The 22,293-nt window shown below is 73.5% G+C and carries 19 protein-coding genes; 11 read left to right on the forward strand and 8 right to left on the reverse strand.

The window, feature by feature from the left end; all coding sequences use genetic code 11:
- Nucleotides 1-363 precede the first annotated feature (363 nt).
- From MQV74_RS03735 to MQV74_RS03760, 6 genes are all read left to right on the forward strand, one after another.
- Nucleotides 364-1,692 (forward strand): ABC transporter substrate-binding protein, encoded by a 1,329-nt coding sequence (locus tag MQV74_RS03735; protein ID WP_242714569.1) that lies wholly within the window; start codon nt 364-366, stop codon nt 1,690-1,692.
- Nucleotides 1,693-1,701: 9 nt separating this feature from the next.
- Entirely contained in the window at nt 1,702-2,664 is a 963-nt protein-coding gene (locus MQV74_RS03740; protein ID WP_242714570.1) for a carbohydrate ABC transporter permease, read from the forward strand.
- Entirely contained in the window at nt 2,661-3,548 is an 888-nt protein-coding gene (locus MQV74_RS03745) for a carbohydrate ABC transporter permease (protein WP_242714571.1), read from the forward strand. The genes MQV74_RS03740 and MQV74_RS03745 overlap by 4 nt, the downstream gene beginning before the upstream one ends.
- A 56-nt stretch (nt 3,549-3,604) precedes the next feature.
- Nucleotides 3,605-4,927, forward strand: a complete 1,323-nt coding sequence (locus MQV74_RS03750) for an alpha-glucosidase/alpha-galactosidase (RefSeq protein WP_242714572.1) — start codon at nt 3,605-3,607, stop codon at nt 4,925-4,927.
- Nucleotides 4,928-5,058: 131 nt separating this feature from the next.
- Entirely contained in the window at nt 5,059-5,565 is a 507-nt protein-coding gene (locus tag MQV74_RS03755) for a hypothetical protein (protein WP_242714573.1), read from the forward strand.
- Between the two features lie 137 nt (nt 5,566-5,702).
- Nucleotides 5,703-6,065: an aminopeptidase P family N-terminal domain-containing protein gene (locus MQV74_RS03760; protein ID WP_242714574.1), complete on the forward strand. Its 363-nt coding sequence runs from the start codon at nt 5,703-5,705 to the stop codon at nt 6,063-6,065.
- Nucleotides 6,066-6,248: 183 nt separating this feature from the next.
- Here MQV74_RS03760 and MQV74_RS03765 read toward each other — a convergent pair whose 3' ends face one another.
- Both MQV74_RS03765 and MQV74_RS03770 read right to left on the reverse strand, forming a co-directional pair.
- Entirely contained in the window at nt 6,249-7,721 is a 1,473-nt protein-coding gene (locus MQV74_RS03765) for an alpha/beta hydrolase (protein ID WP_242714575.1), read from the reverse strand.
- Between the two features lie 161 nt (nt 7,722-7,882).
- Nucleotides 7,883-9,628 carry a dihydroxyacetone kinase family protein gene (locus MQV74_RS03770; protein ID WP_242714576.1) on the reverse strand — a complete coding sequence of 582 codons (1,746 nt, stop codon included), beginning with the start codon at nt 9,626-9,628 and terminating at the stop codon, nt 7,883-7,885.
- Nucleotides 9,629-9,976: 348 nt separating this feature from the next.
- Here MQV74_RS03770 and MQV74_RS03775 point away from each other — a divergent pair, with 348 nt between their 5' ends.
- Both MQV74_RS03775 and MQV74_RS03780 read left to right on the forward strand, forming a co-directional pair.
- Nucleotides 9,977-10,777, forward strand: a complete 801-nt coding sequence (locus MQV74_RS03775; protein ID WP_242714577.1) for a helix-turn-helix domain-containing protein — start codon at nt 9,977-9,979, stop codon at nt 10,775-10,777.
- A gap of 115 nt (nt 10,778-10,892) precedes the next feature.
- Nucleotides 10,893-12,257 (forward strand): FAD-dependent oxidoreductase, encoded by a 1,365-nt coding sequence (locus tag MQV74_RS03780; RefSeq protein ID WP_242714578.1) that lies wholly within the window; start codon nt 10,893-10,895, stop codon nt 12,255-12,257.
- Nucleotides 12,258-12,319: 62 nt separating this feature from the next.
- Here the strand turns inward: MQV74_RS03780 and MQV74_RS03785 are convergent, their stop codons facing one another.
- A complete protein-coding gene (locus tag MQV74_RS03785) occupies nt 12,320-13,342 on the reverse strand; it encodes a YncE family protein (protein WP_242714579.1) in 1,023 nt (340 codons plus the stop codon).
- 464 nt (nt 13,343-13,806) lie between these two features.
- Between MQV74_RS03785 and MQV74_RS03790 the strand changes: the two genes are divergently transcribed.
- Both MQV74_RS03790 and MQV74_RS03795 read left to right on the forward strand, forming a co-directional pair.
- Entirely contained in the window at nt 13,807-14,343 is a 537-nt protein-coding gene (locus tag MQV74_RS03790; protein ID WP_242714580.1) for an EF-hand domain-containing protein, read from the forward strand.
- 210 nt (nt 14,344-14,553) lie between these two features.
- Complete coding sequence (locus MQV74_RS03795) at nt 14,554-15,789, forward strand: hypothetical protein (protein WP_242714581.1); 1,236 nt, start codon at nt 14,554-14,556, stop codon at nt 15,787-15,789.
- A 368-nt stretch (nt 15,790-16,157) separates the two neighbouring features.
- Here MQV74_RS03795 and MQV74_RS03800 read toward each other — a convergent pair whose 3' ends face one another.
- From MQV74_RS03800 to MQV74_RS03815, 4 genes are all read right to left on the reverse strand, one after another.
- Nucleotides 16,158-18,908: an ABC transporter substrate-binding protein gene (locus MQV74_RS03800; RefSeq protein WP_242714582.1), complete on the reverse strand. Its 2,751-nt coding sequence runs from the start codon at nt 18,906-18,908 to the stop codon at nt 16,158-16,160.
- A 137-nt stretch (nt 18,909-19,045) separates the two neighbouring features.
- Nucleotides 19,046-19,591 (reverse strand): YceI family protein, encoded by a 546-nt coding sequence (locus MQV74_RS03805; RefSeq protein ID WP_242714583.1) that lies wholly within the window; start codon nt 19,589-19,591, stop codon nt 19,046-19,048.
- Between the two features lie 104 nt (nt 19,592-19,695).
- The gene (locus MQV74_RS03810) at nt 19,696-20,367 is read right to left on the reverse strand and encodes a molybdopterin-dependent oxidoreductase (RefSeq protein WP_242714584.1); all 672 of its coding nucleotides are present in this window, start codon (nt 20,365-20,367) and stop codon (nt 19,696-19,698) included.
- 189 nt (nt 20,368-20,556) lie between these two features.
- A complete protein-coding gene (locus tag MQV74_RS03815; RefSeq protein WP_374120581.1) occupies nt 20,557-20,772 on the reverse strand; it encodes a hypothetical protein in 216 nt (71 codons plus the stop codon).
- 191 nt (nt 20,773-20,963) lie between these two features.
- Here MQV74_RS03815 and MQV74_RS03820 point away from each other — a divergent pair, with 191 nt between their 5' ends.
- A complete protein-coding gene (locus MQV74_RS03820; RefSeq protein ID WP_242714585.1) occupies nt 20,964-21,566 on the forward strand; it encodes a hypothetical protein in 603 nt (200 codons plus the stop codon).
- A gap of 37 nt (nt 21,567-21,603) precedes the next feature.
- Here MQV74_RS03820 and MQV74_RS03825 read toward each other — a convergent pair whose 3' ends face one another.
- Nucleotides 21,604-22,287 carry a GntR family transcriptional regulator gene (locus tag MQV74_RS03825; RefSeq protein WP_242714586.1) on the reverse strand — a complete coding sequence of 228 codons (684 nt, stop codon included), beginning with the start codon at nt 22,285-22,287 and terminating at the stop codon, nt 21,604-21,606.
- Nucleotides 22,288-22,293: the final 6 nt, after the last annotated feature.

Below are 22,293 nucleotides of genomic sequence, written 5' to 3' on the forward strand. Positions count from 1 at the left end.
TCACCGGGCCGCGCTCGCGTGTACCCGTCCGTCCCCCCGATGGCGCACGTCCCCTTGGTCCGCCGGGCCGTCGCGGGAACCCGTACGGCCGGGAGCGGGATCCGGCCTTGCTGCCGCGGGCCGTCAGCGGTGGGGTCGCACGCGACGGCGTGCGGGCGGCGGACGCCCCCGGCGCCCGCACGGGCGACGATCGCGACCGCGCCGCCGCCCGGGGCGGCACACGCGGCCGGCCCGCACAGACGGACCGCCCCGTTCCGCGCGGCCGGAACCCGGCTCCCCCTCCGCCAGCCCTCTTCTCGCCACGGACATCCCCTCGTACGTTCCCCTCGACTCGACGGAAGGACCGGCCCTCCGGAGGTGGCGATGCCCGCAGTGCCCGGTGCGTCAGGTCCGCTGTCGCGGCGCGGGCTGCTGCGCGCCGGTGGTGCCGGGGCGCTCGTCACGGCCGGTGGCGCGGTGCCGGGCTGCGCGGCGGGGGCCGACGGCGGGGTCGGTCCCGACGGGCGCGTCACCATCCAGCTGTGGCACGGGCAGACCGAGATCGCCGCCAAGGTCCTCAGGGGCCTGGTCGCCGACTTCGAGCGCGGCCACCCGGACATCCGCGTGGACATGGGCGGCGGCGTCATCTCCGACGCGATGCTCCAGAAGGTCACCGCGGCCCTGGCCGCCGGTTCCTACCCCGACATCGCCTACGTCTTCGGCTCCGACCTGGCCAGCGTGGCCCGCAGCCCGAAGGTCGTCGACCTGACCGGACACGTGCGGCGGGCCCCGACGCCGTGGCGCGACTACTGGTCGGCGGCCCGCGACGCCGTCACCGTCAACGGCCGGGTGCGGGCGGTGCCCGCGCTCCTGGACTGCCTGGGCGTGATCTGCAACAAGAAGGTGTTCGCCGCGGCCGGGCTCGACCTGCCCGAGGCGGGCTGGACCTGGCAGGAGTTCGTCGACACCGCGCGCCGCCTCACCGACGCGGGCGAGGGACGGTTCGGCACCAGCTGGCCCGGCACCGGCGACGAGGACACCGTGTGGCGGCTGTGGCCGCTGGTGTGGGACCTGGGCGGCGACGTGATCGCCGACGACGGGCGGAGCATCGGCTTCGCCGCGGCGGGTGTGCGCGCCCTGGAGGTCGTACGGGACCTGGCGCGCGACCGGAGCGTCTATGTCGACCCCAAGCCGGGCAGCGAGCAGATGTACCAGGTCTTCCTGTCCGGGCGGATGGGCATGGTGATCACCGGGCCCTGGCAGCTGCCGGACCTCCGGCAGGCCGGCCTCGACTACCACGTGGTCCCGCTGCCCACCTTCAGCCGCAGGCCCGTGACCATCTCGGGCCCCGACACCTGGGTGCTCTTCGACAACGGAGACGCCCGCGCGCGGGCCGCGCGGACCTTCGTCACCTGGCTGATCCAGCCCGCCCAGGACAGCCGGTGGGACGTGCGGGCGGGCAGTCTGCCGCTGAGCCGCCGCAGCGGGACGCGCCCGGCCTGGCGCGCGCACGCCGCCGACACGCCCGGCCTCCCGGTGTTCACCGAGGCGCTCACCGCCGCGCGCGTACGCCCCGTGCACCCCGCCTACCCCCGCGTCTCGCGCGCCCTGGGGCAGGCCATCGTGTCCGTGCTGCTCGGCCGCGCCGGTCCCGCCGACGCGGTGCGCTCCTGCGCCGACGAGGCCAACGCAGCCCTGCTGATCCCGCGTTGAGGACGTGACATGCCCCCGCATCCCCCACCGCTGACCCTGCCTTCGGACCGGTCCGGGGCGCGTGCCCGACGCCGTCGGCGCCGCCGCGAGTCCGCCGCCGCCTGGGCGTTCGTCTCCCCCGCCGTGCTCGTCGTCCTCGGTCTGAGCGTCGTGCCCGTGGTCTGGTCGCTGCTGCTGTCCTTCCGGGCCGACGACCTCGTCACGCCGAGCCGCTGGGTGGGCCTGGACAACTACCGCGCCCTGCGCCACGACCCGAACTTCCACGAGGCCGTGCGGAACACCGTGGTGTACACCGTCCTCTACGTGCCGCTGAGCATCGCCCTCGGGCTCGCGCTCGCCCTCGTCCTCAACCGGCGCATCCGCTGCGCGGGCCTGTACCGCACCCTGTTCTTCGTGCCGTTCGTCATCTCCGCCACGGCACAGGGCGTGCTGTTCTCCTTCATCCTCGACCCGGAGTTCGGCGCGGCCAACTCCGTCCTGCACCGACTGGGCGTCTCCTCGCAGGGGTTCCTCACCGACCCCTCGCAGGCGCTGTTCGTCCTGGTCGCCATCACCCTGTGGAGCGGCACGGGGCTGTGCACCGTCATCTATCTGGCCGCGCTCCAGGACGTACCGCAGTCGCTGGTCGAGGCCGCGCGGCTCGACGGGGCGGGGCCGCTGCACCTGCTGCGGCACGTGACGCTGCCCGCGCTCGCGCCGGTGAGCCTGTTCCTGGTGCTGTGGCAGACCCTCCAGGCCCTCCAGGTCTTCGACCTGGTCTACGTGACCACCAAGGGCGGCCCGCTGGGCTCCACCACCGTGATCGTCTACTTCGTCTGGGAGCAGGCCTTCAAGGAGTTCACCGCGGGGTACGGCGCCGCTGCCGCCTACGTCCTCGCCGTGGCGCTGCTCGTCGTCGCGGTCGCGCTGCGGGCGGTGCGCGGCCGTGCGCGGCTCCCACGGCCGCGTCGCACGAAGGCGGCCGCCTCATGACCGTGACCACGGGCCGCCCGGCCCGCGCCCGGGCCCGTCCGGCTCCGGCGCCCGCGCGGCGGCGCGGCCCGCGGTTCCCGTTCAGCCCCTGGCACCTGGCGCTCGCGCCGCTGGCCGCGCTGTTCGCGGTGCCTCTGGTGTGGCTGGTGCTCAGCTCGGTGATGAGCGACGCCGAGATCAACCGCTTCCCGCCCGCCCTGTGGCCGTCCGGGCTGGACCTGGGCGGATACCGCTACGTCCTCGGCAACGCCCTGTTCCCGTGGTGGCTGCTGAACTCGGCGGTCGTCTCGGCCGCCGCGGTGGCCTCGAACCTCGTGTGCGGCGCGCTCGGCGGCTACGCCTTCGCGCGGATGCGGTTCGCCGGTTCGCGGCTGCTCCTCGTGCTGATGCTGGCGACGATGGCGGTCCCGTTCCAGCTGACGATGATCCCCACGTTCCTGGTGATGAAGTGGCTCGGCCTCATCGACACCCTCGGCGCGCTGATCGTGCCGTCGCTGGTCACACCGTTCGCGGTGTTCCTGTTCCGGCAGTTCTTCCTGTCCCTGCCCAGGGAGCTGGAGGAGGCCGCCTGGATCGACGGCTGCTCACGCCTTCGGGTGCTCCGGTCGATCGTGCTGCCCCTGGCCCGGCCCGCCTTCGCCACCGTCGCCGTACTGACCTTCCTGACCACGTGGAACGACCTGACCTGGCCGCTGATCGCCATCAACCACGACACCCAGTACACGCTCCAGCTCGGCCTGACCACCTTCCAGGGGCAGCACCACACGCAGTGGTCCGCGGTGATGGCGGGCAACGTGATCACGGTCCTGCCGGTGCTGCTCGCCTTCCTTCTCGCCCAGAAGACCTTCATCCGCTCGATCACCTCCAGCGGCATCAAGGGCTGACCGCCCGGCGCCCGCCCCGACCCGCCCAACGCCACCAGCATCGGAGTGACCACCCCATGACGCATCCCAGGATCGCCTTCATCGGGGCGGGCAGCGTGGAATTCACCCAGGGCCTGCTCGCCGACCTCTTCGCCTTCCCCGAACTGAAGAGCGCCCGTGTCGCCCTGCACGACATCGACGCCGAACGGCTCGCCACCGCCGAGGCCGCCGCCCGCCACATCGCCGGGGAGCGCGGCGCCGACGCCCGCGTCACGGCCCACCCCGACCGCCGCGCGTCCCTGGCCGGTGCCGACTTCGTCATCAACACCGTGCAGGTCGGCATGGCCGAGGCGACCCGCACCGACTTCGCCGTCCCCGCCCGCTACGGCCTGCGCCAGACCATCGGCGACACGCTCGGCATCGGCGGCGTCTTCCGCGCCCTGCGCACCTTCCCGTTCCTCAAGGGCCTCGGCGAGGACATCGCCGCGGTGTGCCCCGACGCCTGGCTGCTCAACTACACCAACCCCATGGCGATGAACGTCCAGTACGTCACGCAGGCCACCGGCCTGACCCGGGTCGTCGGCCTGTGCCACTCCGTGTACTGGACCCTGCGGGACCTGGCCGAGCTCCTCGACGTCCCGTACGACGAGATCACGTACCGGGCCGCGGGCGTGAACCACCAGGCGTGGGTGCTGCGCCTCGAGCACCGGGGCAGCGACCTCTACCCCCGCCTCGACGAACTGATCGCCCGGGAACCGCAGTTGCGGCGGCGGGTCCGCATGGACATGTACCGGCGCCTCGGCTACTACCCGACCGAGACCAGCGAGCACTCGTCCGAGTACGTCCCCTGGTACCTGCGCCACGACAGCGAGGTCGAGCGGCTGCGGCTCCCGGTCGGCGTCTACCTCGACATGACCGACGAGAACGTCGCCGCGTACCACCGGACCAGGGACGCCCTGGCCAAGGGGGCGCCGCTCGCCGTCGAGGGCACCATGGAGTACGCGCCGCAGGTCATCCACAGCGTGGTCACCGGCACCCCGCGCACGATCTACGGCAACGTGCCCAACCACGGTCTGATCGACAACCTCCCGGCCCACGGCGTCGTCGAAGTGCCCTGCCTCGTCGACGCGTCCGGCGTCCAGCCCACCCGCGCCGGATCCCTGCCCCCGCAGCTCGCCGCCCTCAACCGCACCTACCTCAGCATGAACGACCTGGTCGTCCGCGCCGCCCTGGACGACGAGCCGCGCCACATCCGGCACGCGGCGATGACCGACCCGGCCACGGCCGCCACTCTGACCGTGCGCGAGATCTGGCGTCTGTGCGACGACATGGTCCGGGCCCACGGGGACCTGCTCCAGCCGTCCCTGCGCGCCCTGCTCGCCGACCCGGCCGACGGCTGACCGTCCCTCCCCCGCGCCCCGCTCCTGCGCGACGCACGGTGCCGTAAGGGTGCTCTGCCCCGCGATCCCGCCCTTCCGGGGTCCCGGCCCTTTAGGATTCCACCGTTCCGCCGCACAGCCAGGAGGTGCCGATGTCCGCACCGGAGAAGCCCCGCCTATTGGTCTCCTTCGACCAGTACCTGCCGTACGTGTCCTCCGAGCAGACCGGAGCACTGTGGAAACTGGCGGAGGGGCGACGGCAGCTCGACGCCAACCTGATCAGACTGCCCCCGTCGGGCGGCGTGGCGGCCCATGTGGAGCACTCCCTGGACGTCCTGCTCGTCGTGGTCGCGGGCGACGGCCGCCTCGACGGCGACGGCGAGCAGCTCGCGCTCGCCGCCGGGTCCGTCGCCTGGCTGCCGCGCTCCTCCCGGCGCGGGCTCAGCGCCGGGGCGCACGGCCTGGTGTACCTGACCGTGCACGCGCGCCGCCCCGGCCTGAGCGTCGCCGGCACCGCGTCCGCGGCCGTCGCCGCGCGGGAGGGCGGCGAGGCGCCGTGCTCCCTGGACCGGGTCTGCCCGGAGTGCGGCAAGATGCGCGCCGAGGCCGCGGCGCCGTTCTGCGCGTGGTGCGGCGAGCGGGTGTCCGCCGCGCCCTGAGCCGAGCGCGCGTCCGCCGGGCGTACGGCCTTCGTGACGGGCTCACCACCCCGTCACGCCTTCGCGTCCGGGCGGGGGCCGGGGGCAGACTGGTGTGGCATGACGCGACCCACAGACCCACAACGCATCAACTCCAGGTGTCCGAGCCGGAGTTCCCGCCCGAGGAGCACGCGCAGCGGCTGTCCGCCGTGCGGGGGGGGGCGCTGGACCGGCTCGGCCTGACCGCCGCCCTCGTCACCGCGCCGGAGGACGTCCACCACCTGTGCGGCCTGGACCATCAGGGGCACTTCGCCGTGACCGGCCTCGTCGTACCGCTGCACGGCCGTCCCGTGCTCGTCGAGCGGGCCATGGAGGCCCCGACGGCGGCCGCGCGGACCCACGGTGTGGACCACCACGGCTATGGAGACCCCGAGGACCCGGCCGAGGCGCTGCTCGCCGTCCTCACCCAGGTCGCGCCGCCGGGGCACGCGGTCGGCCACCAGGCCGCCTCGCCTCGCTGAGCCTGCCGCCCGCCGTCCGGGACCGTCTTCGCTCCTCGGCACCGGCCCGCTGGCACCCCTGCGACGCCCTGCTCAGCGACCAGCGGCACGTGCACACCGCACGGGAGATCGCACGGATCCGGGAGGCCGCGGTGGCGGCCCACCGGTGGGCCGCCTCCGGGCGTGGTCGCGCAGCCCCTGGGGTCAGGGGGTCGGAGCGGGGCCCGCCGGGCAGGTGCTGTCGCGCGTCGGCAGCTTGCCGGTGAGCAGATAGCGGCTGCCGTGCTTGTCCACGCAGGAGTTGGCGTCGAACAGGAACTGGCCGTGGTTGCCGCCGCCCGCGACGACCAGGCGCGAGCCCTTCAGGGCCGCCTGCATCCGGCGCGCCCCCGCCAGCGGCGTCGCCGCGTCGCCCTTGGCCTGGAGCAGCAGCGGGGGCGGCACCCGCACGGAACCGATCTTCACCAAGGTGACGGGCTTGGCCTTCCAGAAGGCGCACGGGGCGCTGTACCACGTGTTCAACCAGCCGAACAGCGGCGCCTTACGGGCCGAGGCGCGCGTGTCCGTGCGCCAGGTCTTCCAGTCCCGGGGCCAGGGGTCGTCCACACAGGAGTAGGCGAGCATGGCCGGGTTGACGCCGCCGTCGGCGAGCTGGTCGGTGGCCGCGAGCAGGGCGCCCGTGTCGCCGCGCCGGTAGTCGGACACGGCCCGCGCCAGTTCGCCCCAGGTCAGGTCGGTGTACATGCCGGAGGCCAGCAGGTCGTCGAGCTCGGCGCTCCCGGCCCGGCCCCCGGCGGGGCGGGCGTCCAGCTTCTTGCGGGCCGCTTCCCAGGCCTTGGCCACCTTCGCGCGGGTGCCGCCCAGGTGGTAGGTGCGGTCGTGCCGCGCGGCCCAGGCGAAGAACTGCCCGGCCCGGTGCTTCAACGCCTTGTTCTGCTGGAACTGGGCCGCGTAGGAGCTCGCCGTCGGGTCCATCACGCTGTCCAGGACCATCCGGCCGGTGCGCTTCGGGAAGAGCGTCGCGTACGTGGCACCGAGGCGGGTGCCGTACGAGTAACCGAGGTAGTCGAGCTTCGACTTGCCGAGCGCGGCCCGGATGCGGTCCATGTCCCGGGCGGCGTTCTCGGTGGTCATGTGCGGCAGCAGGTCGCCGGAGTGCTGCCGGCACTGCTCGGCGACCTTGCGGGCGACCGTCAGCCGCTTCTTCTCCTCGCCCGTGTTGCGGGGCGTGTACGGGAGCGCCGGGTGCTTGGTGAGCTTGCTCGCGTCGCCGCAGGAGACGGGGGTGCTGGCGCCGACGCCGCGCGGGTCGAAGCTGACGACGTTGTACTTCTCCGCGACCTTCCGGGGCAGCGAACTCCACACCAGTTTGGCGACGCCGATGCCGGACTCGCCGGGGCCGCCCGGGTTGACGACGAGGGTGCGCGGGGCGTTGCCCGCGCCCGCGACGGACAGCGTCAGCTTGATCCGGCGTCCGTCCGGCTTCTTGTAGTCCAGCGGCACCTTGAGCGTGGCGCAGTAGGTGCCGCGCGGCGCGTCGGTCCCGGCGGGGCAGGTGCCCCAGCGCGGTCCGGCCGCCGGGGCCGCGGCCTGCGCCGTCGCGGGCATCCCCACGGCGAGCAGGCTCAGGGCCCCGGCGACGGCGGCGGTGCCGCCGACGATGCGCTTCGGTCTCATGTGCTGTCTTCCCGTCAGTTCGATGGCTCTCAGCAGGGAGGACGGCGGAAACGGAGACCAGGTTTCCCATCGGTCACAGGAGGTACGCACCGGCCCGGGCGGGTCCAGGACCATGGGACGGTTCCTGAACCCACACCGGGCCGGTGTCGGGTGAGGCCGGGTCAGATCGTGGTCAGGTGGCCCGGGGCGGGGAGGCGGGTGGCCCACGTCGGCTCGTGCACCTCGGCCAGGGTCGTGAAGACCAGGGCGACGGCGAGCGCGCCCGGGTCCGGGACGCCGAGGGCGTGGTCGCCGACGTAGCTGGCGCGGCCGCGCCGGGGGCGCAGCGACGCGGTCGAGAGCGCGCCGCGGATCGCGGCCTGCGCGGCGGTGGTCAGCGGAGCCTCGGCGAGCTCACCCGTCGGCTCCCCGCCCGCCGCGGCGGCGAGGGACTCGGCGGCGGGGACCAGTGCGTCGACCAGTGTGCAGTCGCCGACGCGCGCGCCGCCCACGCGGTGGATGGCCGCGCTCGCGGCGGCCGCGGCCTCCGCCAGTGCCGCGACGGAGGGCGCCTGCCCGTCGCCGGGTTCGGCGGACGCCAGGTCCTTGAAGAACAGCCCGAAGAGCGGCCCGCTCGTGCCGCCGACGTCGTTGAGGAACGCCTCGGCGAGCGCGGCCGTGCCCTCGATGCCCGTCTCGTCGGCCAGCCGCACCGCGCGCCGCACGCCTCCGGAGAGGTTGTCCCCGAAGTCGCCGTCGCCGACGAGCTGGTCGAGCTTGGTGAGGTTGTCGCGGACCTGCGCCACGACCTCCGCGTACCGGTCGAGCACGATCCGGCCACCGGCCGTGCCCGCCGCACCGGCCGTCGCGGCGGGCACGGGGGCCTGCGCCGCGGGGGCCGCCGCCGGGGCGGCCGAGGTGCCCGCGGGGCGGACGGTCCGGGGCAGCGTGAGCGGGGTCTCGGTCGGTGCCGTCCACAGGTCGACCCAGCCCTCGTCGAGACGGGTGAGGGTGAGCGAGAACCCGGCCATGTCCAGGGCTGCGGTGTACGTACCGGCGATGGTGACGGCGGGGCGCAGGCCGCGCTCGGCGAGCCGGTCGTGCAGCAGCGAGCTGACGGCGTGCAGTTCGAGCTCGGTGGTGGCGCCGAGGCCGTTGACGAGCGCGAGGACCTCGTCGGAGCCCTCGGGCAGCGCGTCGATCAGGTCGTCGGTCATCCGCCGCACCAGGTCGTCGACGGAGGGCCGGGCGATGGTGCGGATGCCGCGCTCGCCGTGGATGCCGACGCCGTAGTCGAGCACGCCGGGCTCCAGCGTGAAGGCGGGAGCGGTCGTCGTGGGCGAGGTCTGGGCGCGCGCGGCCACGGCGACGCTGCGCGACTGCGCCACGACGCGGGTGCCGAGCTCCTGGAGCTCCTGGAGGGACGCGCCCCGGTCGGCGGCGGCGCCGAGCAGCTTCTCCACGACCACCGTCGCCGCCGTGCCCCGGCGGCCCGTCGCGCTGTCGGCGATGTCGGTGGCGAGGTCGTCGTCAACCAGGACGGTCGCGACCGGGATGCCGTCGTGCCGCAGTCGCTCCGCCGCGATCTGGAAGTTGATCACGTCGCCCGTGTAGTTCTTGACGATCAGCAGCACGCCCGCGCTCTTGGCGACGGCCGCGCTCGCCTCGTAGATCTGCCGGTTGTGCGGGGAGGCGAAGACCTCGCCGGGGCAGACCGCGTCCAGGCCGCCGCGCCCGAGGAGGCCGGTGTGCAGCGGCTCGTGTCCGGAGCCGCCCCCGGACACCAGGGCGACGCGACGGCCGGGGTCCGCGGCGCGGGCCCGCAGGTACAGCGGGGCGCTGTTGACCTCGACGATGCCGGGGTGGGCCAGGGCGAGACCGCGCGCGGCGGTCAGCACGGGGGCGGATTCCGGCAGGAAGTAGCTCATCGGTCGGTTCTCCGTAGGTCGGCTCGGGTCGGCCTCGACGTCGGCGTCGGCTCGGGCGTCGGCACAGGTGTCGGCAGCTGGGTCGGCATCGGCGAGGGCTCGCTTCGCACGGCCGGAGCCGGTGCGGCCTCCGCACGGCCCCGTGCGCCGACCCACGCCCCGCTCCGGACGTGCGCCCACCCTGGCCGCCGGACGGCGCCCAAGGCCGGAACTCCATAGTGCCGGAACCCCTGCGTTCCGGTCAGGGCCGCGGCATGCGATCCTGCCACCAGCACCGAAGGGGCTCCGAGACGCACGCCGTGCCGGAAAACCCCTGATCAGCCCCACCTTCTTTGCGAGATCTTTACCATGACCAACGCCCGCCGCGAGGACCTCGGCCGGATGCTCCGCACCTGGCGCAGGGCACGCGGTCCCGCGCCGGCGCTCGGCTCCCTGCCCGCGCGCGGGCACCGCACCTACCTCACCCAGCTCGACATGGCGCTGCAGCTCGGCGTCTCCGAGCGCTGGTACCGGGCGCTGGAGAAGGGCGAGGACCGCCGGTACAGCCGCGAGATGATCGCCGGGGTCTGCCGGATCCTCGACCTCGCCCCGCAGCAGGCCGCCGCCCTCCACCGGGGCACCGGACACGAGCCCCCGGAGCCCGGCCGCGGCCGTGGCCCCGACCCAGCGCTCGTCCGGCTCATGCGCCAGCAGCGGTACGTCAGCTACCTCTGCGACCAGGCCTGGGACGTGATCGAGGCCAACGTGGTCGCCGCCCGGCACTGCCCCTGGCTCGCCCGCCCCGGGGCCAACGTCATGACCTGGGCGTTCTCCCCCGAGGCCCGCTATCAACTCCGCGACTGGGAGGACCGCTGGGCCGTCTCCCTGCTCACCCGGCTCCGCCTCGCCTGGCAGCGCCGACCGGATGACGCACGCCTCGACGAGGTCGTCCGCGAGGTGCGGGCCCAGCCGGGCGTCGCGGCCCTCTGGGACTCCCCCGCGCCCGCCGCCCCGGAACCGCTCCCGGGCGACGACACACGCCCGATGTTCTTCCCGCTGGTCGCTCCCGACCCGGTCGACGTGCGGGTCCTGGCCTGTGGCCCGTACGACGACGTGACGGTCCGCTGGCACCTGGTGATGCCGGTGGACTCGACGCTCGTGTTCCCGTGAGCACGTGGCGCCGGGGGGGCATGGACGCGTTAACCGACCCCGCCTGCTAGGTTAGGGTCCCCTTAGTTTACGGTTGCCGTCGAGTCAGTCGTCACCACTCGAAGGGAACCTGAGCATGCACCGCCCCCTGCGGGTAGCCATCGTCGGAGCCGGACCCGCTGGGATCTACGCCGCCGACGCGCTGCTGAAGTCCGACGTGGCCGCCGAGCCCGGCGTGTCCATCGACCTCTTCGAGCGGATGCCCGCCCCGTTCGGCCTGATCCGTTACGGCGTGGCCCCCGACCACCCCCGGATCAAGGGCATCATCACGGCCCTGCACCAGGTGCTCGACAAGCCGCAGATCCGCCTCTTCGGCAACGTCGACTACCCGCGCGACATCAGCCTGGACGACCTGCGCGCCTTCTACGACGCGGTCGTCTTCTCCACCGGCGCCACGGCCGACCGCGCCCTCGACATACCCGGCATCCAGCTCGACGGCTCGTACGGCGCGGCGGACTTCGTCTCCTGGTACGACGGTCACCCCGACGTCCCGCGGACCTGGCCGCTCGACGCGGAGAAGGTCGCCGTCCTCGGCGTCGGCAACGTCGCCCTCGACGTGGCGCGCGTGCTTGCCAAGACGGCGGAGGAGCTGCTGCCCACGGAGATCCCGCCGAACGTGCACGAGGGGCTCAAGGCCAACAAGGCCCGGGAGATCCACGTGTTCGGCCGTCGCGGCCCCGCGCAGGCCAAGTTCAGCCCCATGGAACTGCGGGAGCTGGACCACTCCCCCACCATCGAGGTCATCGTGGACCCCGAGGACATCGACTACGACGACGGCTCCATCGCGACCCGCCGCGGCAACAAGCAGGCCGACATGGTCGCCAAGACCCTGGAGAACTGGGCGATCCGCGACGTCGGCGACCGTCCGCACAAGCTCTTCCTGCACTTCTTCGAGTCGCCGTCCGAGATCCTCGGCGAGGACGGCAAGGTCGTCGGCCTGCGCACCGAGCGCACCGAGCTGGACGGCACCGGCAACGTCAAGGGCACCGGCACCTTCAAGGACTGGGACGTCAGCGCGGTCTACCGCGCCGTGGGCTATCTGTCCGACGCGCTGCCCAAGCTCCCCTGGGACGTCGAGTCCGGCACCGTGCCGGACGCCGGTGGCCGCGTGATCGAGGAGTCCGGGGAGCACCTGACGTCGACGTACGTCACGGGCTGGATCCGCCGCGGGCCCGTCGGCCTCATCGGTCACACCAAGGGCGACGCCAACGAGACGGTCGCCAACCTCCTGGACGACCACGCGCACGGCCGTCTGCCGGAGCCCGCCTCGCCCGCTCCGGAGGCCGTGGACGCCTTCCTCAACGAGCGGAACGTCCGCTTCACGACGTGGGAGGGCTGGTACCGCCTCGACGCCGCCGAGAAGGCGCTCGGCGAGCCGCAGGGCCGGGAGCGCGTGAAGATCGTCGAGCGCGAGGACATGCTGCGGGAGAGCGGGGCCTGACGCCGGACCGCACGCACCGCGCCGACCGGCCGTCGCTCCCCCGCGACGGCCGGTCGCGCGCTTCAGGGGCGGGCGGGCAGCAGGACCGAGGAGTCCGGCTCCCGTTGGGTGCCGAAGCCGCCGACGACGGCGAGCCGGTCCAGGTCGACGACCGCGATGCGGTCGGTGTCCAGCAGGGAGACATACGCCAGCGGCTCGGTGGGGTGGAGTGACACGGCCGCCGGTGTGCCGTCGAGGTGGAGCGAGCGGATCGGCCGCAGGCCGGTGCTCCAGAGGGTCAGGGTCCTGGCGGCGATGTCCGTCGCCAACAGCCGCTCCTCGTCGAGGGTGTAGACCCGCAGTGGGTCTCCGCCCGTCTTCCGGCTGTGCCGCACCTCCATGGTGCGCGCGTCGACGGCGACCAGGGCGGAGCTCTTGCGGGCCCCGACGAACAGCGTCTTCTCGTCCCGGCTCAGACAGCTGCTCTCGGGCAGCTGTCCGGGCGTCACCAGGAGCGGCGGCACGGCGGCGTCGTACGGGCGCACGAGGCTCACCGTGTGCGACAACAGGCCGGTGACATAAGCCCGTTCGCCGTCGCGGCTGAGCGTGAACAGATGCGTCTTCACCCCGTGCGTGGGCACCGCCCTGGACGGCGCCTCGTCGGTGGCCGGGTCGTCGAAGCCCAGCAGGACCGCCTTCTCCTCGCTGAGGGCGTACAGCCGGTCGTCACGGTCGATCCCCATGCCGTGGATGCGGCGGAACGGCCGTGTGTCGATGGTCCGCGCCAGCCTCCGCTCGACGAGGTCGATGACGAAGACCGCGGCGCCGCCCTCGCCCGCGGTGGAGGCCATGCGGACGCCGTAGTGCCCGACGTAGGCGAACCGTCCGCGCGCGTCGACGACCATCTCGTGCGGGTGGTCGGGCAGGTGGACCGTCCCCAGCCGCCGCCCCGACCCGACGTCGTAGAAGCCGACCGCGTGGCTGCTCTTCTCCACCACCACGAGCGTGTCACCCTCCGCCGCCCGGGAAGCACTCCAGGCCGACGTGGCCGCCCCGCTCGCCACCACCCCCGCGCCCGCCGCCTTGATCACCGTACGACGCGTCACCACAGACCCTCACCCCGATCGCTCGACACCCGTCATGGCCACGACCGACAGACCACGGCCCGCGCCCGAGCCTGGTGGACGGGGGACGGAGACGTCCAGCTCCCCGACAGCCCCGGCCGTCACACCCGGCGGTGGGCGTGGCCGCGTGGACCCCACAGCTCCCTCTTCGCCGTGTACGAGTTCCGGCACACCCTCGGTTCGTTCAAGGCGCACTTCTGGGCCGGGGAGCGGTGGGAACGCGTCCGCGACCACGTCGACTCTGCTGACGCAGTGGGCGGACGTCCTGTCCGCAGTGGCCCGACGAGGGTGGTGTGTCGTGGGGTTGAGCGAGTGACGCACCACGGCGGAGCCGTAGGGCGTGAGCCTCACGTATTTATCCGATTATTTCCGAACGCGTGGCTTTCTCTGCTTCCTGGGTATCTTCACGACTCCGAACTCGTGGAAAGCAACCGGGAGGCCGCACGATGTCCAGCCCAGGGTCCGACTCACCGCAGCACCGCATCTTCGCCATGCTGGATGTGGACGGTGACGGCGCGATCACCCGTGCGGAATACCTCGGACGCGTCGACCGCGTGGCCGCCGCCACGGGCCGCTCCGCCGAGCACCCGGTGGTCGCCGCCTCGCGAGCCGCCCACGAGGCCGTGTTCACCGACATGGACGGTGACGGCGACGGCCGCGTCACCTTCGACGAATACCGCTCGTGGGTGGGGCACGACGCCTTCGAACGCTCCTGCCGCCCCGCTCTGGGCTCCCTGTTCGACATCGCCGACGCCGACGCGGACGGGCATCTGAACCGCCAGGAGTTCACCCGCCTGCGCACAGGCGCGGGCAACGCCGAGACCGACGCCGAAGCAGCCTTCGACGCCCTCGACACCGACGGCGACGGCCTGGTCGAACGCGAGGCCTACCTGGCGGGCATCCACGACTTCGTCACCAACGAAAGCTCCCCCATGGCGGTGGCGTACGGCGGCCGTCGGCCGGTGTCCGGCACCCGTCCCTGAGCCGGTCACCATGATGTAGCCCCTCCCGACGCGTCGCCCCCCAGGGAACGCCGTCATCCGCTGGTGGAGGATAGGCAGATGGGCGAACTTTGGGGAGAAGCGTTGCGGCGTACCGTGCAGGACGGGTTGGCGCGGGAGTGGCTCGAGGGGCTGATGTGGAACACCGCGCTGACGGGGCCCGTCTTGGCACGGTTGCTGACAGTCGAGGGCTTGCCGCGGCGCGACATGTGGCTGCTGTCCTGCTCGCTCGACGAGGAAAGGACAGCCGTCCTGGCCGGGTCGCCCCGGGCCGAGGACCGGCTCGCGGTGGTCGAGAACGGCAACGCCGATCCGGCGGCGCTGACGGTGCTGGCCCGGGACGCGGAACCACGGGTGCGGTTCCTGTACGCGATGCTCGCCCACGAGTTCGGCCGCCGCTTGCCCGACGACGTACTCGACGTGCTGGCCGACGACAGCGAGGTGCGGGTCCGCCGGACCACGGCGTGGCTCGACCTGCCCCTGGACGCACGGATACGGCTGCTGAGGGACGAGGACGCCGGGGTGCGGGCGGCGGCCATCGGGCCGGAAACGTGGCCGCTGCTTCCGGCGTCCGTGCGGGAGGAGCTGCTCGCCGACCCGGAACCTGAGGTTCAAGAAGCCCTCGCCGCGCTGCGCCCCCGCGTACCGGAAGCTTCCCCCGAACCAGCGCTCCCCGCGGAAGCCCGCCTGGCGGATCCCGACCCGCGCGTACGCCGTGCCGCGGTCGAGGACCCCGAGATCCCGGCCGAGCTGGCACTGCGGCTGGCCGCCGATCCCGAGAACAGCGTCCGCCTCGCCCTGTCGATGCGCGCGGACCTCGCCCCGGAGCAGCGCTCGGCCATCGCCTACGTCGTGCCGAGCGGCTACCACTCGGTGCCGCGTTGGATCGAGGAGCGCGGCCACGAGCCGGAGGTCGCCCGCCGGGCCGCCGCGTCGGGCCACGTCCTGCTGCGGCGCAGCATCGCGATGCAGGAGCGGCTGCCCGCCGACGTGGTGGACCTGCTGGCGGCCGACGAGGACTTCTTCGTCAAGCTGACCCTGTGCGAGTACGGGGACAAGGCGCCCCACGACCTCGTCGTGGAGATGTACGCCTACTGGCACGGCCTGAAGTGGGGCTTCCTTCGGAGCCACGCGAACTTCGCCCGACCCGGGCTCGCCCGGTACGTGGACCATCCCAACCCCCGGCTGCGCGTCGCCGCGCTCGACGACCCGGAGGCGGGACCGGACGTCGTGATGCGCCTGGTCGACGACCCGGACGCGGGTGCGAGCGCGCTGCGTGACGCGAGGCTGCCGCCCGACGAACTGCGCCGCAGGCTCGCCGTGCCGGGCTCGGCGCAGCACGCCGCGGCGAACCCCACGCTGCCTGAAGCCGTGATGCACGAGCTGCTCGACCTCGCCGGCGTGCCCGCCGCAGTGGAGGCTCCGTAGGCGCCGAACGGGGGCCCGCGGTGCCGTCCGGGCCCGGAACTCGGCATACTGGACCGGGTTTCGGCCTACTCGGTCGGGCTTTCGGCGTACTGGACCGAGCTATCGGGGGCACTCGCACACCATGAAGATCCTTTTTCTCCTCGCACTCGTCGGTATCGCCATCACCCTGTGGTCCATGCGGTCGAGCAAGCGCAAACAGCAGTGAGTGAGCTCCCCGCCCGCCCCAGCCGCGTCAGACCGGCCGCGGCGAGCTTCGGGGGTGGAGGTGGCGCCACCCTCCGCCGGGGCCGGTTTCCTCCCCCGGGGGGGGCGCTGGGGCCGGGGCGCGCGGCCCCCGGCGGGTTCCTGAGCCTTGGCCCGGACACCGGTCAGGCCGCGGGGCAGTCGAAGCGCTCGCCCCACGTCTTGGGGCTGAGGCTCTTCGTCATGGCGCCGCAGACCGCCTTCGCCCGGCCGTCGCCGCTCATCACGAACACCAGCTTGTCGGGGGTGAAGCGGCCGCCGCCCGCCACGCCGGAGGCGTCGACGCGGCCGGTGGCGCCGTTGAAGCCGCCGCCGCCCAGGCCTTGGTAGAGCACGGACTGCACCTGGTCGGCGTCGAGCCGGTCCTCGTTGCCGCCGAGGGTGGCACGGGCCTCGTCCACGGCCTCGGACAGATAGCGCAGGGCGTCCCAGGCGAGCACGGGGTGGCCGTCCGCGCGCATGGCCTCGCCCCACTGGTGGCGCCGGTTCACCCGGTCGTAGGCCTGGAGGAACTCCTGGGCCTCGATGGCCGAACGGCCCGCGGCGCGCCGGAGTTCGGGGGCGCTGCCGTGCGCGACGTAGTACAGGGTCAGACCGGGGAAGCGGCGCTGTGGGGGCTCGCCCTGGAGCAGGGAGTTGGTGACGTCGTCGCCGCCGAGGACGGTCAGGCGCGGGCACTCGCCGCTCAGGCGGTTCATCTCGTCGAGGAAGGCCGTGAACTCGTTCGCCCGCGCCGTCCACACCAGCGCCGTGCGCGGTTCCTTCACGACGGCCCGGCACACCTGCCGGGCGAGGTCGGGGGCGCTGGTGGCGAGCGAGCCGCGGACGGCGTTCGCCACGCGGGGGCCGCCGGTGTCGTCCTGCGGGGTGTGCTCCCACACGGTCGTCGGGGTCCGGCCCACGGACTTCAGGAACTCCCTGGCCAGGTCGTTGCTGTACACGTCGGTGGGGTCGGCGACCAGCTCGATCCGCCGGGCCGTGCGCGACCCGTCGGCCACCGTCCTCGCCTTCCGCGTGAAGGCGGCCATGACCTGGGCGAGGCGGGCGTTGGTGGGGGCCAGCTGGAAGTAGTAGGGGCGGCCGGTGCGCAGCAGCTCCGCGGCGGTGCCGGAGGTGCCCACCATGGGCAGGCCCGCCGTGTTGAGCACCTTGATGGCGTCCAGGGTGCCGGGCCTGCTCTGCCCGAAGCCGACGACGCCCACGACGGCCGGGTCGCGCCGGGCGAGCTGCGCGATCTGCTGGGCCACCTTCTCGGCGTCCTGGAAGCGGTCACCCGCGTTGGCGGTCAGGACGCGCAGGGGTACGCGGTCGTGGCTGCCCCGCGCGAGCTGGTTGATCCGGGCCTGGGCGAGGGCGAGGCCGCGCAGCTCGGGCAGGGTGCCGCCGCGCACCGGGTCCTGGGCTCCCCGGCCGCCGCTGAGCGGGCCGATGTAGACGACCGTGCGGGGCCGGGCGCCGCCGCCCGCGGCCTCTTTGTCCCGGGCGGCCGCGTCGACCTGGCTGTTCTGCGCCTCGATCATCCGCAGGGCGTCGCGCACGCCCTGGTCGTCCTTGCTGCTCCCGAAGCCCTTGGCGCCCTCCGCCACGCCCACGCAGGTGCCGTCGGTGCCGAGGAAGGTCTTTCCCGCGCAGTCGTCCCGCTCCCCCCGGTCGAGGGGCCGCCACGCGAAGAGCCCGGCCAGGACGACGAGGACGAGCGCCAGGCTTCCCACGGTGCCCACTACTTCGGCGCCCGGTGAGAAGCGCTGGGCGGGCGGCACGAGCCGGGGCTGGTGCCGCAGCCAGTACGCGGCCCGCTCGTCCGGCGGCTCGTCCTGCGCGGGGGCGGGCACGGTCATCCCGCTCGGCCGCCCCGGCCGCATCCCGCTCTCCACGATCAGGTCGAGCTCGGCGCCCGCGTGGGCCAGGTCGGACGGCTCGATGTCCGGGACGCGCGCGGCGAGCGAGCGGACACCGGCCGCCACCACGCACACCGACGTGGTGCCGAGGTCCGCCGACGCCGTCCGCAGCTCCCGCACGAAGCGCTGGGTGCGCGAGTCCGCCGGGCCCAGCTCCTCGAAGAGCACCACGAACCGTGTCGTACGGCGGCGCCGCCAGGGGTTGAACCGGCGCGGCCGCGCGGCCGCGTCCAGGTCGGCGAGGAGCGCGTGCATCAGGACGCGGTCGACCTGCTCGGGGTCGGGGGCGTCCGGGGCGTCGTGGTCGTGCGGTACGAGGTCGAGTGCGGAGCGGAAGAAGTCCGTGGGCGGGGAGCCGTGCTGCTGGCGGTACCACTGGGCGTACCAGCGGCGGTTGCGGCCGTGGCCGAGGATGCGGCGGGTGGCGCGCAGGCCGAACAGGGCGCAGGGCAGCTGCTGGAAGAGGGGGCCCGAGAAGAAGTTCCACAGCAGCTCGATGAAGCCGGCGCCGCTCGTCTGGTCCCCGCCGCCGAGGCGCCACAGCGCGGCGGACAGCGGTGACCACTGGCGGTGGTCGGCGTAGCAGTGGTCGCGCAGGGCGTGGTGGCGCCGCTCCACGGGCCCTTCGAAGCGGGGGGCGCTCAGGACGGCGTGCAGGAGCCGGTATCCGGGCAGCTTCAGGCGTCCCGCGCCGGGCGGCATGGAGTCCGTCAGCTGCTGGGTGATCTGCTCGAACAGCTCCAGGTGCGGGGCGTCGTGGCCGTCCGGGGGGACGCAAGCGTGCGGCGCCAGCATCACGTTGTCGCCGCGCAGCCGCGCCCGCAGCCCGGCCACGATCCGCCGCCCCGCGAAGCCGCCGCCGGGCTCGGTGAGCAGCACGGCGGGAAGGCGGCTACGGCTGCGCCGCGGCTGCACCACCAGCTTGTCGAAGGCGCCGACGAAGCGGTCCATGCCTGCGTACGGTGGTATGCGGTCCATCGATCCCCCACTGACACGCCGCCCACTGCTGCGGCCCCCGTGTAGCCAGCACGTGTCAATGATAAGTCAACGCCCTCGTTCAGAGGGGCAGTTGGGCATGACGGACACCGCCGGGGCGGAGTGGGCCACCGTGCGCGTCAGGACCTGCGGACCGCCGCCACGTCGAACTCCAGGGTTACCTTCGGGCCGACCATGAGGGCGGTCATGCCGTTCCAGTTCACGCCCCAGTCGCGGCGGTCGATGGTGGCGCTGCCGGTGAAGCCGAGCCGGACGCCGCCGTCGGGGTCGGTGGCGGCGTCGGTCAGGGCGATGTCCAGGGTGACCGGCGCGGTCACGTCCCGGATGGTGAGCTCCCCGGCGACCTTGTAGCGGGTGCCGTCGACCTGTCGTACGTGGACCGAGGCGAAGGTGAGGGCCGGGTGGTCGCCCGCGTCCAGGAACTTGTCGCGCAGCAGGTCGTCGCGCTGCTTGTTGCGGGTCTGGATGCTGGCCGCGCCGATCGTGAGGCGGACGCTGGACCGCTCCGGACGGTCCCCGTCCAGGAGGGCGCCGCCCTCGAACTCGCCGAACTCTCCGCGCACCCGGGTGGACATCGTGTGCCGGGCGACGAACCGGATCCGGGTGTGCGCGGTGTCGAAGACGTAGTCGCCGGTCAGCTCGCTGAGCTCCGTGATGGTGGGCATGGTGGTCACTCCTGGGCAGGCGAGAGGTGGTTGGTCCCAGGAGTACGACGAGACAGCCCGGCGGAATGTGAGGCCGCGGCCCCGCCTTCCGCCGGGCGGCGTCCTCAGCGCGGCCGTGTGCGGCTGCCCCGGGCGCTCAGCGCGCGGATCGGCCCGATCAGCCGACGGTAGACCGGGCGCACCACCCGGCCGGGCAGGTGGCGGTGGCGTTCCTCCTGCCAGACCCTGCCCCGGTGGTGCGCCGCGATGGGCGACCACCGGTCGGGGTCCGGCGGCGCGGAGGTGTGGAATTCCATGCGGCAGAGGTGTTTGGTGCTGACGAAGCCGTACTGGCTGGGGCTGACGAGGCGCAGTGGAGCGCCGTGGTCGCCGTCGAGCGGCCGCCCGTCGAGCCGGTCGGCGATGAGGACGTCCTCGGCCAGGGCGTCCTCGAGCAGGGCGACCGACCGGTAGCCGTCGAGGCCTTCGAAGACGACGTGGCTGATCACGGCGTCCGGCGCGAGCAGCGGTACGACGTGGGTGCGGTAGACGGTCTCGAACGAGACTCCCTCCCACAGCAGGCCGGTCGCCGACCACCCGGCGACGCAGTGGAAGTCGGCTCCCAGCTCGCGCCGCGGCAGTTCGGCGAGGTCGTCCACGGTCAGGCTCACGCCCTTGGCCAGGGCTCCCCCGATCGCGATCACCGGCTCCGCGGGCACGGGCGGTGGCGGGTGATGGAGGTGCGTACCGAAGCGCGGGAATCCATCGACGGCACGTTGGCCTGGGGGAAGCGTCATGTCGGTCCTCCACTGAGCGCGTGTCACGTGGTGTCGCCTGAGAGGTGCGGCTGCGCGTACGGATCGCTGGCCACAGTCTTCCCTTCACGGTCGAGCGCGTCGATGGTGCGTACGCGGACTCACCGTGCGGCTTTTCCGCGCGGGTGAGGCGGCGAGGGAGGGGACGGGACGCTTCCGGTCCGGTGGAGCTCAGAGGCCCAGGTCCGCAGCGAGGCAGTTGAAGGTCTTCCAGGAGCCTTCGGGGTTGTAGTCGTGTCGGGCCGGGTCGTCCGGTGTCGCGGTCTCTTCCTCGACCATGTCCTCGAAGCGGATGCGCTCGGGCAGTTTGCCGAAGCGCTCCTGCCGGGCGACGGCGGCACTGTCGATGGCGTTCTGGCCTTCCATGGTCGAACTCCGTTCGGTCACGTCCACCAGTGTGTGCGATGACTCTCCCACGCCACTCGTCACCGGTCAAGGGGGTGACTCATGGAGAGGGTGCGCCTGCGGAAGCGCCCCCGCCCCGCTCCACCGTCCGGCCCGCACCATAAAGTGGCCGGTCGGCCGTGGCCCAGTGGGCCGCGGGCAGTTGTCACGGATTTCCCAGGTAGGAGTTCTTCTTGTCCCTCCGTACAGGCCTCCCGTCGTACGCCCCCTTCGTCAGGCCGTCCCTCGTGGTGGCCGCTCTCGCCGTCGCGGCCTCGCTGACGGCCGGGGCTCCGGCCCACGCGGGGGACGGCGGCGGAGCGCGGGCCGCCGCCCCGCTCGCGTCCCCCGTTTCCGCCCCCGCGCGGACCGTGGTCACCGAGGGGCAGGTGAAGGAGGCGCGGCCCGGCGGCAGCCTGCTGTACCCGAGCGTCACGAGCTGTCTGACCCTCACGGTCCAGCTGCGGTCGGGCGGCGCGGTGGGCGCGCACGCGAGCCTCTTCCAGGTGCCGGGCGAACTGCGCTCGGACCAGATCCTGGACCGGATCAAGGCGGTGGCGGGCGGCCGCGCGGTGGCCTCCGTGGCCGTGCGGGGCGCGGTCGGCGCCTGGCACCCGGGCTACTTCACCAAGGCCATCGAGAGCTACGGCGAGGGTGAGGACGTGCCCGTGCCCACCGGGCAGGACGCCGCCGGGATAGCGGCCGCCGTGGCGCGGGGGCTCGGCGTACCGACGGACCGGGTGACGGTCACGGACGTACCCGACGGCGACCAGGTCGTCGACGTCCCCCGGATCTGAGCGGCAGCACCCCCACCCCCCGGATCCCGACCGGCCGTCAGGCCGTCTGCACCGCTTGACGGTCGGTCAGGGCGCGGGCCTTCGCGTTCTCGATGTGCCGGCGCATCCGCTTCGCCGCGCCCTCCGCGTCCCCCGCCGCCATCGCCTCGTGGACGGCCCTGTGCTCGCGCGCCGGTGACTCGGCCTCGGACGAGCCCAGTTCCGTGAAGAGCCGGAAGCGCTGGACGTGCCCGCCCAGCGAGCGGTACGCGGCCTCCAGGAACGGGTTGTCGCACTGGGCGGCGATGCGCAGGTGGAAGCGCTCGTCGGCGGCCCAGTAGGAGCGCACCGAGGCCGAACGGGGCGCGTCCGCACAGCGCTTGAGCTCGTCGATGCTCCCCGCCAGCTCCGCCAGGAACTCCGGCGTGGTGCGGCGCGCGGCCTCGTGCACCATCGCGGGCTCCAGGACGAGCCGCGCGTCCATCAGCTTGACCAGCTCGCGCTCGGTGAAGAGCGGGGCGACGCGGTAGCCCTTGAGCGCCTCGCGCCGCACGAGGCCCGTGTGTTCCAGGCGGGCGAGGGCCTCGCGCAGCGGCGTCTGACTGACGTCGAGCTCGCGGGAGAGCGCCCCGATGTTGAGGGGCTGCCCCGGCGACCACAGGCCGTCCATGAACTGCCCGAGCAGCACCTCGTACATCTTGTCGGCCAGGGGTTGCCGGGCGGACGGGCGCGTCGTAGCCATCGTGCC

It is taken from the genome of Streptomyces sp. AN091965 (assembly GCF_022698285.1).
Classification (GTDB): domain Bacteria; phylum Actinomycetota; class Actinomycetes; order Streptomycetales; family Streptomycetaceae; genus Streptomyces.